General features: G+C 36.6%; 13 protein-coding genes. 11 read left to right on the plus strand and 2 right to left on the minus strand.

What is annotated here, in order from left to right:
* The first annotated feature begins 239 nt into the window (after nucleotides 1–239).
* Entirely contained in the window at nucleotides 240–812 is a 573-nt protein-coding gene (locus M663_RS0107395) for a LemA family protein (RefSeq protein WP_003867171.1), read from the plus strand.
* A gap of 146 nt (nucleotides 813–958) precedes the next feature.
* Here M663_RS0107395 and M663_RS0107400 read toward each other — a convergent pair whose 3' ends face one another.
* On the minus strand, nucleotides 959–1,843 hold the full coding sequence (locus M663_RS0107400) for a LysR family transcriptional regulator (protein ID WP_029688476.1): 885 nt from the start codon (nucleotides 1,841–1,843) through the stop codon (nucleotides 959–961).
* 433 nt (nucleotides 1,844–2,276) lie between these two features.
* Between M663_RS0107400 and asrA the strand changes: the two genes are divergently transcribed.
* The 7 genes from asrA (at nucleotide 2,277) to M663_RS0107435 (ending at nucleotide 8,836) form a co-directional block, all read left to right on the plus strand.
* Nucleotides 2,277–3,326 (plus strand): anaerobic sulfite reductase subunit AsrA, encoded by a 1,050-nt coding sequence (gene asrA, locus M663_RS0107405; protein WP_003867169.1) that lies wholly within the window; start codon nucleotides 2,277–2,279, stop codon nucleotides 3,324–3,326.
* A 27-nt stretch (nucleotides 3,327–3,353) separates the two neighbouring features.
* Nucleotides 3,354–4,145 carry an anaerobic sulfite reductase subunit AsrB gene (gene asrB / locus M663_RS0107410; protein ID WP_029688477.1) on the plus strand — a complete coding sequence of 264 codons (792 nt, stop codon included), beginning with the start codon at nucleotides 3,354–3,356 and terminating at the stop codon, nucleotides 4,143–4,145.
* A gap of 16 nt (nucleotides 4,146–4,161) precedes the next feature.
* The gene (gene asrC, locus M663_RS0107415; RefSeq protein ID WP_029688478.1) at nucleotides 4,162–5,175 is read left to right on the plus strand and encodes a sulfite reductase subunit C; all 1,014 of its coding nucleotides are present in this window, start codon (nucleotides 4,162–4,164) and stop codon (nucleotides 5,173–5,175) included.
* A 456-nt stretch (nucleotides 5,176–5,631) separates the two neighbouring features.
* Complete coding sequence (locus M663_RS0107420) at nucleotides 5,632–5,958, plus strand: DUF2250 domain-containing protein (RefSeq protein ID WP_003867166.1); 327 nt, start codon at nucleotides 5,632–5,634, stop codon at nucleotides 5,956–5,958.
* A gap of 152 nt (nucleotides 5,959–6,110) precedes the next feature.
* Entirely contained in the window at nucleotides 6,111–7,358 is a 1,248-nt protein-coding gene (locus tag M663_RS0107425) for a cysteine desulfurase (RefSeq protein WP_042805228.1), read from the plus strand.
* A complete protein-coding gene (gene sufU, locus M663_RS0107430) occupies nucleotides 7,355–7,768 on the plus strand; it encodes a Fe-S cluster assembly sulfur transfer protein SufU (protein WP_029688480.1) in 414 nt (137 codons plus the stop codon). Before M663_RS0107425 ends, sufU begins: the two co-directional genes overlap by 4 nt.
* Before the next feature lie 267 nt (nucleotides 7,769–8,035).
* Nucleotides 8,036–8,836, plus strand: a complete 801-nt coding sequence (locus tag M663_RS0107435; protein ID WP_029688481.1) for a TPM domain-containing protein — start codon at nucleotides 8,036–8,038, stop codon at nucleotides 8,834–8,836.
* Nucleotides 8,837–8,897: 61 nt separating this feature from the next.
* Here M663_RS0107435 and M663_RS0107440 read toward each other — a convergent pair whose 3' ends face one another.
* Complete coding sequence (locus M663_RS0107440) at nucleotides 8,898–9,470, minus strand: Uma2 family endonuclease (RefSeq protein WP_012994480.1); 573 nt, start codon at nucleotides 9,468–9,470, stop codon at nucleotides 8,898–8,900.
* A 155-nt stretch (nucleotides 9,471–9,625) separates the two neighbouring features.
* Between M663_RS0107440 and M663_RS0107445 the strand changes: the two genes are divergently transcribed.
* The 3 genes from M663_RS0107445 (at nucleotide 9,626) to M663_RS0107455 (ending at nucleotide 11,457) form a co-directional block, all read left to right on the plus strand.
* Nucleotides 9,626–10,759, plus strand: a complete 1,134-nt coding sequence (locus tag M663_RS0107445) for a class I SAM-dependent RNA methyltransferase (RefSeq protein ID WP_029688482.1) — start codon at nucleotides 9,626–9,628, stop codon at nucleotides 10,757–10,759.
* A 73-nt stretch (nucleotides 10,760–10,832) separates the two neighbouring features.
* Nucleotides 10,833–11,102, plus strand: a complete 270-nt coding sequence (locus M663_RS0107450) for a DUF2281 domain-containing protein (RefSeq protein WP_003871621.1) — start codon at nucleotides 10,833–10,835, stop codon at nucleotides 11,100–11,102.
* On the plus strand, nucleotides 11,089–11,457 hold the full coding sequence (locus M663_RS0107455) for a type II toxin-antitoxin system PemK/MazF family toxin (protein WP_003871620.1): 369 nt from the start codon (nucleotides 11,089–11,091) through the stop codon (nucleotides 11,455–11,457). Before M663_RS0107450 ends, M663_RS0107455 begins: the two co-directional genes overlap by 14 nt.
* Nucleotides 11,458–11,543: the final 86 nt, after the last annotated feature.

An 11,543-nucleotide genomic window follows, 5' to 3' on the forward strand; every position in this document is an offset into this window, starting at 1 on the left:
ATACCTACGTCAGGTGGCATCCATGCCTTAAGGTGCCCGCCTCCGCCATCCATGGCTTCGGCCCTGCCTCCACCCTCGGTCTTCCTAAGTTTTGTTAGCGCTTTGTCACAAGTCGCACCGATTGCAAAATATCTACTTTACGAAAGTTTGTCTACAGTCTGAGATTTACTTTGCTCAAGTAAATCGTATATAATAGTACTATAGAAAGTATTTTAGAAAATAGTGAGAGGGGAATGGCAGTGAAAAATCCGCTAATTATTACATTGATTGTTTTGGCTGTAATAGCTGTATTAGTATTTGGGACAATTTATGGAACTTATAACCAATTAGTGGCGTTAGATGAAAATGTAAATAGTAAATGGAGTCAGATTGATAATCAGCTTCAAAGAAGGGCTGATTTAATTCCTAATTTAGTAGAGACTGTTAAAGGATATGCAGCACATGAAAAAGAGATTTTTGATAGTGTAAATAAAGCGAGAGAAAAACTTTTAAGTGCCAACACTGTTGCTGAAAAAGCAGCTTCAAATGATGAATTAAATACAGCATTGGGAAGGCTTCTTGCTATTGCAGAAAATTATCCTAATTTAAAAGCTGATGCAAATTTCAGGCAGTTAAGCGACGAACTAGCAGGAACTGAAAACAGAATAGCTGTAGCGAGAATGGATTATAACAATGCTGTTCAAGCTTATAACACCAAGATAAGGTCTTTTCCAACCTCTATCATCGCCAATATGTTTGGGTTTAAGGAAAGAGAATATTTTAAAGCAGATGAAGCAGCAAAAACTGTGCCTAAAGTAGATTTTTCCAAATAAGCATTCCTGCAATAAATTAAAATAGCCTTTGCAAAAATGGTTAATATTTTACTTTATCTCTGTTTTTTGCGGAGGTCATATTGCTAAAATGTTGAAGCTGATGGGTACATTTTACTTGGTGTGGCTACAGGTTGCGCTTCGCAGCGCTACCTTATGCTGTAATTATAAAGGTGTCTTATAAACTCTTCGAACAGATTCGACTTGAACTTATCTTTGTGATAAATAATGCTAAACTTCCTTTCAAATCTTATATTTTCAATGTCAACTTTTACGAGCCTACCGCCTCTTATCTCCTTTTTCACGGCCAGCCTGGATATGACCGAAACGCCTATATTAGCTTCGACGGCCTTTTTTATGGCCTCCGTATTGTTAAGAACGTATTTTATTCTGTACCTCACGTTATTTCTCGCCATGGTCTCCTCAAAGATCTCCCTCATCCCACTTCCCTTTTCTCGCATGATTATATCCTCATTTTCAATCTCTGCGGGGCTGATGCTTTTTTTCTCTGCCCACCTGTGGCTTTTTGAACATACAAGATATAGCTCATCATCTATATAGGGTGTTACAACAATGTCCCTTGAATGGACCGGACCTTCGACAATACCAAGGTCTATAGAATTGTCAAATATCAGCTTTTCTATCCCTGCTGTGTTGCCAATTGTAAAGTAGACGTCGATACTGAACTTTTTCCTGAACTCGCCGATTATCTCCGGGAGCAGGTAAATTCCCACCGTTGTACTGGTTCCCACTCTCAGCCTTCCCATCCTCATGTTCCTCACATCATCAAGAGTACTCTCTGCTTCCTTGACAAGATTGAGTATCCGCTTTCCGTAACTATACAGGATTTCCCCTGCATACGTGAGGCTAAGCTTCCTGCCTATCCTGTCAAAAAGTCTGACCTGGAGATCTCCCTCCATCTGCGATATGGCCTGGCTGATGGCGGGCTGGGACATATAGAGCTTTTTAGCGGCAGCAGACATGCTCTTTAACTCGCAAACGGTTACGAAGATTTCTATATCCCTAAGGGTCATAACGGCCACCTCATATAACTACAAAATTATCATTTTCATAATATCATATTACTTTACTAATGAAAAGATAAAAGGAAGAAATTCGGCACTCTTCAACCTTCTCAAGTCTTGTGTTTTGTTGCCCTTGTTATTTTTCGTATTATTGTACTTTTTATTGTACTTTGCTCGATTAAGAAATGTTACTTTTTAGATTTTGGTTTACTATAGTATAGACGTATAAAAATTGGCAGTTTATATAAAATATTATTATCATTAATATAACTATTTATTATTAGACTAAAAGTTTTGTGAGTGTTATACTTATATCAAAGTTAATTATTTAACACGAAAATATATTTTCATTCCTGGCTGTGCTTTGCTAAGCGTGGACGGTTAATTATTTGATGAAGAGATTATAAAGAATATCAAATGCCATATAAAGAGGAGGAAGAAGATGAGTTATTGTGTAAGCATTAAAAGGATGAATGAAATCTTAAAAGAATTGCAAAAAGAGTATAAGGTATATGCTCCTATGCGCTTTGAAAAGCGTGGTCGTTATTCAGACACTGATTTGATCCGATATGCAGAAATTAACTCAATTGAGGATGTAGTATACGATGAGAAATCAGATTTTTCACCAAAAGAAGTGATATATCCGATTACCCAGGCGCTATTCTACTTTACCGAATATGAATATATGGAAAGCAAGGTAGATGACAAAAAGATTATGATATTTGTCCGCCCCTGTGATATAAATGGCTTTAGACGACTTGATACTATCTTTCTCAAAAACGGGGGAACAGAAGACATTTACTACAAGCGTTTACGGGAAAAAGTAAAGTTTATTTTAATGGAATGCAAAGAAGGAGGTTGGGATAGTTGCTTCTGCGTCTCAATGGGTTCCAATAAAACCGACGACTACAGTTTAGCAGTTAGATTTGGCGATGATAACATATTGGTAGAAATAAAAGACGATGAATTTACCAATTTATTTGCCGATGAAAGAGAAGTAGAATTTACCCCTGAATTTGTTACCTCTAACCCGACAAAAGTTAACATCCCGGAAATTGATAGCCATGAATTATTAGAAAAAATTTACGATCTCGATATGTGGGAAAGTTATAATTCAAGATGTATAAGCTGTGGAGCCTGTACCGCTGTGTGCATAACCTGCAGCTGTTTTACCACATTAGACGTAACATACACTGAAAACGGAAAAGTTGGTGAGAGGAGAAGGGTTCAGGCCAGCTGTATGCACGAAGATTTCACGACAATGGCAGGTGGACTGAGTTTCAGGAAAACCGCGGGAGAGCGGATGAGATTCAGAACTCTGCATAAAATTTATGACTATAAACTTCGTTTTAAAGACGAACACATGTGCGTAGGATGCGGGCGATGTGATGAAAGATGTCCTGAACTAATATCTTTTCCTGCTACCATTAATCGCCTGTATGATGAAGTGGAGAAACTCAAAAAAGCGGAGACAACTAAAGATATAAGATAAACAGCATCAATTGAGGAGGTAAAGTAAATGAGTGTAAATATAATGCTTCCAGCCCCCCATAAAATAATCGATATTATACACGAAACAGAAAATGAATATACTTTCAGGATAGAAACCAATGCAAAGGTAAAACATGGACAATTCTTTCAGGTGTCTTTACCTAAAATCGGAGAAGGCCCTATATCGGTAAGTTCTATGGGAGATAATTGGGTAGAACTCACCATACGGAAAGTAGGAAAACTCACCAATGAAATATTTAATTTAAAACCCGGTGATAAGATATTTATGCGAGGCCCTTATGGTAATTCATTCCCTGTAGATGATTTTAAGGGTAAGGATCTAGTTGTCATCGCCGGTGGTACCGGGGTTTCTCCTGTCAGAAGCCTTTTGAAGTATTTTTATGAACATCCAGATGAAATACACTCTCTGTATTTCATTGCGGGATTTAAGGACGAAAAGAGTATACTGTTCAAAGAGGATTTAAATAATTTTAGAAACAGGTTTAACACAATTTATACTCTTGATAAAGATAAGATAGAAGGCTTTGAGGTCGGCCTTGTTACAGAACACATTAAGAAAATACCATTTGACAGCTTTGAAAATTACAATGTAGTAATTGTAGGTCCTCCTGTTATGATGCACTTTGCCGCTTTAGAATGTTTAAAGAACGGTGTGCCCGAAGAGAAAATCTGGTTATCTTTTGAAAGGAAAATGTCTTGTGGCGTCGGCAAGTGTGGCCATTGCAAGATAAATGAGACATATGTTTGTCTGGAAGGGCCTGTCTTTAATTATACTAAAGCAAAAAATCTGTTGGATTAATCGGAGGGATAATTATATGAGTTACGATATAGATATAAAAAAGGTTCGAAGAAATTGTTACCGCCAGTCAAAAGTGCGCGGGGAGTTCATGCTCCAGATACGCGTTCCCGGCGGTGTTATAGATGCTAAATATCTGTCATTTTTTCAGCATATTGCGGAAACTTGGGGAAACGGAGAATTTCACCTGGGAGTCAAACAGACAATTTCAATACCAGGGATCAAATATGAATATATAGATGAGGTTAACAAATATATAAGACCATATATCGAAGAAATTGAAGTAAATTTATGCGGCGTTGATATGGTAGTTGATGACGACGGGTATCCGACCATAGGCGCTCGTAATATAATGGCTTGCATAGGCAATCGCCACTGTATAAAAGCCAATATTGACACAACTGACCTTGCCAGAAAGATAGAAAAGATTATATTCCCCAGCGATTACCATATAAAATTAAATATATCAGGATGTCCTAACGACTGTGCTAAAGCTCACGTTAGTGATATCGGTATAATCGGCATTACAAAAACGGAATACGATTATGAGCGCTGTATAGGGTGTAAAAAGTGTGTAGAAGCGTGTGCTCATCATGCAACGCGTGTTTTATCTGTAGAAAAAGGAAAAATCGTCAAAGACACCTGCTGCTGCGTCGGCTGTGGTGAATGCGTCCTAGTGTGTCCAACCGGTGCTTGGACCAGGAACCCTAAAAAATTCTACAGGGTATTGATCGGCGGCAGAACAGGAAAGCAAACACCTCGTATGGGAAAAATCTTTTTAAACTGGGTTACAGAAGATGTGGTTTTAGGTGTACTTAAAAACTGGGAGACATTTTCTGCTTATGTTATGAACAACAAACCTGAATACATCCATGGTGGACACCTTATTGACAGAGTGGGATATAACAAATTTAAAGAAATGATATTAAAAGATGTCAAACTAAACCCAGAAGCTATGGTGGCTCAAAGGGTATTATGGACAGAAACCGAATACAGGTCTAATTTTAATGTAAAACCCGTAACCCAACGTTAATGTTAAAGGAGAAACAGTGAGGAACACACGCCATACTATCTGTACGCAATTAGATATAACATAAATAATATCCATCTTCTAAATAATCTAAAGTCTATGGGCTACTACAATAGTAGTAAGCCCTTTATTAACACCTTTAGCACTTTTGTAGCTGTTTTTCTGAGACTGAATCTAAAAACGGAAGCGGCTTTATCAAGCAGCAATATAGAGGAGTATGCGTATAGTATCCTCAGGCAATTTACAAGGAAATATACTATCAGTGGCTGTAGTAATGCATGTGCTATGGATGATGAAGCTGATTATAATGTTGTTAAAAAAGAAGTTTTTGTAACTTGATGTAGTTTAACAAAGTAAGTTTTTGGTATTTAAACGCTCAGCAATATGATTTATTACTAAGTCATAGTATTTAAAAACCAAACTACTTAGTGGTAAATCCATAATAAAGGAGAGAAGAATATGCCACTCAACAATGACCAAGATGAATTTCTTGATTTAACAATCCTCACCTACCTCAAAAAGCTTGGGCCGGAATATGCGAAACTTTTGGCGAGGCGCCTAGGTTTATCATTAGAAGAAAGCAGAAAGCGACTTCAAAGTTTGGAGGAGAGAGGACTAATCAAGCGAGTGGAAAGAAGAATAGTTAAATATTACCATCGACGACGAAAAAGTGTTAAGCATCGCAATCACACATATTATGAGCTCACTAGGGAAGGGGAACTTTTTCTAAGACAGGCGAGGAAGGAAATTGATATTAATTTTGACATCGAATACCCTAACAGATAAAATGACTTATTTGTGTTTGTTAAAGCTTGTTGGCCCTCAAGCGAAGTGGACTAAAATGCACAATATGATAAAATTTCTCTAGGTTATTGTGAAACCTCAAAAGGCTCTAAAAATAATTGGTTTCACAATAAATTAACCTAAAAGGGTCATATATGGAGGAGGATTTTAAAGTGAAATATGTTGATGTAGAAAAGATTAAAAAAGACTTTCCTATATTGAATGTTAAACCTCATGGTAAAAAGCTTATTTACCTTGACAATGCTGCCACAACTCAAAAGCCAATTGAAGTCATAAAAGCTATGGATAAATATTATGAAGAATTAAACGCCAATGTATACAGAAGCCCACACTATTTAAGCGCTCTTTCCACACAGGCTTATGAAGAGGCAAGAGAAAGAGTAAAAAAATTTATTAACGCAAAAAGAGAAGAATCCATAATATTTACGAGAAATACTACAGAATCAATAAACTTTATAGCATATACGTGGGGAATGAAATATATAAACGAAGGGGACGAAATAATACTGACAATAGCCGAGCACCACAGCAATATGCTTCCATGGCAAATGGTAGCGGAAGCTAAAAAGGCGAGACTCAAATATGTCCACCTTGATGAGAATTTTAGGCTTTCTATGAAAGACTTTAAAGAAAAAATGTCTGACAAAGTAAAATTGGTTGCTGTGCAACACATGTCAAATGTTTTAGGTATAATAAATCCTGTGGAGGAGATTACACATATTGCACACAAATACGGCGCAAAAGTGTTAATAGATGGAGCACAAAGTGTACCTCATATGCTGATTGATGTACAAAAAATAGGCTGTGACTTTTTTGCTTTTTCTGGTCACAAGATGCTCGGACCTATGGGAATCGGTGTACTTTATATAAAAGAGGACTTGCTTTCTGATGTGCCTCCTTTTTTAAGAGGTGGAGAGATGATAGACGAAGTCTTTGAAGACCGTGCAACTTTTGCTCCCCCACCTCTTAAATTTGAAGCAGGTACTCCCAACGTAAAAGGGGCTTGTGTGCTTGTTTCTGCAATAGATTATATAGAAAAAATTGGGCTTTCCAATATTCATAATCACGAAGGCGAGCTTTTGGAGTATGGCCTTCAGAAAATGAAAGAATTAGACTTTGTAAAATTGTATGGCCCCAAAGACGCGAAGGAAAGGGGAGGCTTAATTTCCTTCAATGTAGAAGGTGTCCATCCTCACGACGTTGCTACAATACTAGACGAAGAAGGAATTGCTGTAAGAAGTGGGCACCACTGTTGTCTGCCTTTAATGAGGTACTTAGGTGTTCCTGCAACTGTAAGAGCAAGCTTTTACCTCTACAACGACTTTGACGATATTGACGCACTTGTTGAAGGACTAAAAAAAGTCAGGAAGTGGTTCAAATGAGCGATTTAAATCAGCTTTATTCTGAGGTTATAATGGAACATTACGAAAACTCTCCCCATGAAAAAGAACTTAAAGATGCTACCCACAAAGAAAGAGGTTACAATCCTCTTTGCGGCGACAATATTACTCTTTATTTAAAAATGAATGGTGACATTATAGAAGATGCTTCTTTCACGGGCCATGGGTGTGCCATAAGCCAAGCCTCAACCTCTATGATGATAGACCTTATAAAGGGAAAAGACAAAAAAGAGGCCTTAAGGCTTGTTCAAAAATTTATAGACATGATACACAAAAAAGATGTAAATTTAGATGAATTAGGTGATGCCCAAGTACTGCAGGGAGTGTCTGACTTTCCTGCCCGAGTAAAATGCGCTTTACTTGCGTGGAAAACGCTCCAGGAAATTTTATAAAAAAGAGATAAAAGTTTGATAATGTTCTTTTGACATGAATGCGAATGCCTCTTCCTATTTGAGGTCTAACGATTCTCAGGATAATAGTATAACTTTTTTTAAAAAAACCAACATATTTAGAAATTTGTATTGATACTTATTATTATCTATGCTAATATACTAGACATGAACAGTAATACATTAAAATAGTTTAAATTTAACGAAAAAAATGATATTTTTAAAACTTAATTAAGTTACTCACAAAATATTGAGATAGGGAGAGGCAAAATGAAAAAGAGAATTTTTTTAATTGCAATTGCCTTCTTACTATTATTTTTTAATTCCATAGCTTTTTCTGCTCCTGATGTTCCATCTAGACCTACTCAGTTTAAATATGTATATGATTATGCGGGGCTTATGTCTCAAAATGATATAGAGGAGATCGAAAAAGTAGGGAAAGCTTTAGATGATGCCACAAAGGCACAAATAATAGTTGTTACAATTGACAGCATTGGAGATTACCCAATAGAGGAATATTCTCTTAGCCTTTTTAGAAAGTGGGGAATAGGAGACAAGGAGAAAAACAACGGTATTCTCCTTTTAGTGGTAAAAGACAGACTTTTAAAAGGTCAGGCTGGCAAAGTGAGAATTGAGGTAGGTTATGGCTTGGAAGGGGCAATACCGGATTCTGTTGCAGGAAGGATTTTAGACGATTTTGTTTTAACTTCTTGGGCAAAAGGCGAGTACTCTAAAGGCATATATGCTGGTTATATGGCCATAGCCTCAAGGGTTGCAAAAGAGTACAATATAGACCTTCAGGGACTGGATGCTTCCAAATACAGTGTCAATACAAGTAGCAATGATAGTGGTATATCGTGGGAAGATATTGCTGTAGTGATTATACTTATTTTGATATTTATTATCTTTGGGAGAGGAGGAAGAAATATAAGAAGAAACTGGTGGGGTCCAGGAAGCTTTGGCTCAGGAGGATTTGGAGGCTTTAGAGGTGGTGGCTTCGGCAGCGGAGGTTTTGGCGGCGGGGGAGGCTTCGGCGGAGGTTCTGCCGGAGGCGGAGGAGCCAGCCGATAAACTAGATATCTTGGTTTTTATCAAATTGAGGGAACTTTAGAAACGCCCTCAGTTTGTTTTTTTAAATTCTCTCAAATACAGGTTTTAACTCAATTACAAGGTTATCAAATATACTAACTTTTACTTTATCCTCTTCAGAATACATTTGAGGCCTTCCATAACGTCCTTCTTCAAGTGTGAATACCATAACCACCTTTTCATCAGGTTCTACAATCCAATATTCTTTTACCCCTGCTTTTTCGTATAAATTAAACTTTTCTATTTTATCTTTTTGACCAGTTGAAGGAGAAACTACTTCTATAATCAATTCTGGAACTCCATAATAACCTGTCTTTTTAAGTCCTGAATTATCACATATAATGATTATATCAGGCTGTACTACATTGGTAGTTTCTTCATCTTTTTCATTTGCTTCTGGTATTCGCAAATCGAAAGGAGCAGTAAATACTCTGCAAGATTTATCCTGCAGATAGTTTGCAAATTGCCTTGCTAGTTCTAACAATACTGCTTGATGTTGCCATGTTGGAGCTGCTTGTAGATAGGGAACACCATTAATAATTTCCCATCTTTCTTCTTCAGACCAGGTTAAATAGTCGGCATAAGTATATTTTTTATTTTTTTCGGGCAATGGCATAAAATACCCTCCATCATCTATCATTAACTTATATTATTATTTTAATTATATCATAATAAAAACAAGATAAAAGGGAAAAAATGATATATATTTATAGATGCAAGTGATATAATAAGGTTGAATTAGTTAAACTTAGAGGCAAAAGGAGATAAAATATGTCAAAAATAGAATTTATAGCATCTACTCTTTTTGGTGTTGAAGCAATAACTGCAAGAGAGGTAAAAGAGTTAGGGTATAAAGATGTCACTGTAGAGAATGGAAAAGTCACTTTTGTAGGCGATGAGGCGGCCTTATGCAGGTCAAACCTTTGGATTAGAACGGCAGAGAGAATATACGTAAAAATAGGGGAATTTACTGCCACAACTTTTGAAGAACTTTTTGAAGGTACAAAGGCTCTTTCCTGGGAAGATTGGATACCTGAAGATGGCAGGTTTCCTGTGGAGGGTTATTCAATAAAATCCAAGCTTTTCAGCGTGTCTGACTGTCAGGCAATAGTTAAAAAAGCTGTTGTGGAAAGGCTTAAGAAGAAATACAAAAAAGAATGGTTTGAAGAAAACGGCGCAACTTATAAAATAAAATTTTCATTAATGAAAGACAAGGTAACACTTATGATTGACACAAGCGGCGACGGTTTACACAAAAGGGGATATAGAGTCATATCCAATGAAGCACCTTTGAGAGAAACTTTGGCTGCCGCTATGATAATGCTTAGCTTTTGGAAACCAGATAGACCTTTGATAGATCCTTTTTGTGGCTCTGGAACGATTCCGATCGAGGCAGCTATGATTGGAATAAATCTCGCACCAGGTTTAAAACGACAATTTGTTTCCGAAAAATGGTGGAGAATATCAAATAAATTATGGAAAGAAGCGAGAGAAGAAGCAGTTGGTGCTATTAAAAAAGATATAACTTTAAACATAAAAGGATATGACATTGACGAAAACGCCATCAAATTGTCAAAAGACAATGCGCGTAAAGCTGGTGTAGAGAAATACATAACTTTTGAAAATATCCCATTAAAAGATTTAAAAACAGATGATAAATATGGTGTTATAATATGCAATCCTCCTTATGGTGAAAGGATGGGGGAATTAAAGGAAGTAGAAAAACTTTATAAAGAAATGGGAAAAGTTTTCAAAAAACTTGATACGTGGTCTTTTTATATACTGACTTCCCATGAAAGATTTGAGAAACTCTTTGGAAGAGAGGCTTCTAAAAAAAGAAAGCTTTACAATGGCATGTTAAAAGCTTACTATTATCAGTATTATGGACCAAAACCAGAAAACTAATTTTTATTGAGTTTTTTCTATGTGAGGGTTATAATAAAATATAAGATTATCGATAAAAATTGGTGGTGGAGTTATGGATAATGCAGTGAGGAAGAAAGCAAAAGAATATATAGATAGATTACCAGAAGACAAAGTAAAGGAAATTATTGATTTTATAGAATATTTAAATGAAAAAAACAAAAAAGAAATGGAAAAAGAAGACAAAGAATGGTTAAATGCGGAATTAACAGAACTTCCGGAGTATGACTGGGGAACTGAAGGTCCACCACAGGGTCGTCCCGTCAAATATATAGAAGGAGTAGGGCTAATTATTGAAGGAGGAAGACCTGATGATGAAAAATGATATAAAACCGGGAGACGTCCTCCTTCTTTCTTTTCCTACTCATATTCCAAAAGGGCATGAACAGGAAGGCAAAAGGCCGGTTGTTGTAGTAGCAGTACCAAAAGGACCTATGAGGTATCCGCTTATAATAGTAGTTCCATTAACGACACGAGATGGAGAATGGGCAAATCAAAATCTTAATTTGTACTATAGGATACCGGCAGGAAATGGTGGATTGCCAAAAGATTCAATTGCATTATTAGACCAAATACGTGCTGTAGATGTTGAGCGCATTGAATCGCTCATTGGTTCTCTTAGAGGAGATATCCTTGACTCTATTATAAGAAACTTGATACATATTTTTCAAGGCAAATAGGTAGCCATGAATAAGGGAATTGACTTAAATGATAAGTAGATGTAAAATATAGGTGTACAAGTGAATACAAAAAATCTTATGGTCTT

The sequence above is a fragment of the Thermoanaerobacter sp. A7A genome (assembly GCF_000445185.1).
Classification (GTDB): domain Bacteria; phylum Bacillota; class Thermoanaerobacteria; order Thermoanaerobacterales; family Thermoanaerobacteraceae; genus Thermoanaerobacter.

Excerpts from the sequence above, each read along its gene's own strand:
- asrC (WP_029688478.1), top strand. The coding sequence starts at position 4,162 with ATGAGTTACGATATAGATATAAAAAAGGTTCGAAGAAATTGTTACCGC.
- M663_RS0107450 (WP_003871621.1), top strand. The coding sequence starts at position 10,833 with ATGGATAATGCAGTGAGGAAGAAAGCAAAAGAATATATAGATAGATTA.
- M663_RS0107455 (WP_003871620.1), top strand. The coding sequence starts at position 11,089 with ATGATGAAAAATGATATAAAACCGGGAGACGTCCTCCTTCTTTCTTTT.
- M663_RS0107420 (WP_003867166.1), top strand. The coding sequence starts at position 5,632 with ATGCCACTCAACAATGACCAAGATGAATTTCTTGATTTAACAATCCTC.
- M663_RS0107435 (WP_029688481.1), top strand. The coding sequence starts at position 8,036 with ATGAAAAAGAGAATTTTTTTAATTGCAATTGCCTTCTTACTATTATTT.
- M663_RS0107425 (WP_042805228.1), top strand. The coding sequence starts at position 6,111 with ATGGAGGAGGATTTTAAAGTGAAATATGTTGATGTAGAAAAGATTAAA.
- M663_RS0107440 (WP_012994480.1), bottom strand. The coding sequence starts at position 9,470 with ATGCCATTGCCCGAAAAAAATAAAAAATATACTTATGCCGACTATTTA.
- sufU (WP_029688480.1), top strand. The coding sequence starts at position 7,355 with ATGAGCGATTTAAATCAGCTTTATTCTGAGGTTATAATGGAACATTAC.
- M663_RS0107400 (WP_029688476.1), bottom strand. The coding sequence starts at position 1,843 with ATGACCCTTAGGGATATAGAAATCTTCGTAACCGTTTGCGAGTTAAAG.
- M663_RS0107445 (WP_029688482.1), top strand. The coding sequence starts at position 9,626 with ATGTCAAAAATAGAATTTATAGCATCTACTCTTTTTGGTGTTGAAGCA.
- asrB (WP_029688477.1), top strand. The coding sequence starts at position 3,354 with ATGAGTGTAAATATAATGCTTCCAGCCCCCCATAAAATAATCGATATT.
- asrA (WP_003867169.1), top strand. The coding sequence starts at position 2,277 with ATGAGTTATTGTGTAAGCATTAAAAGGATGAATGAAATCTTAAAAGAA.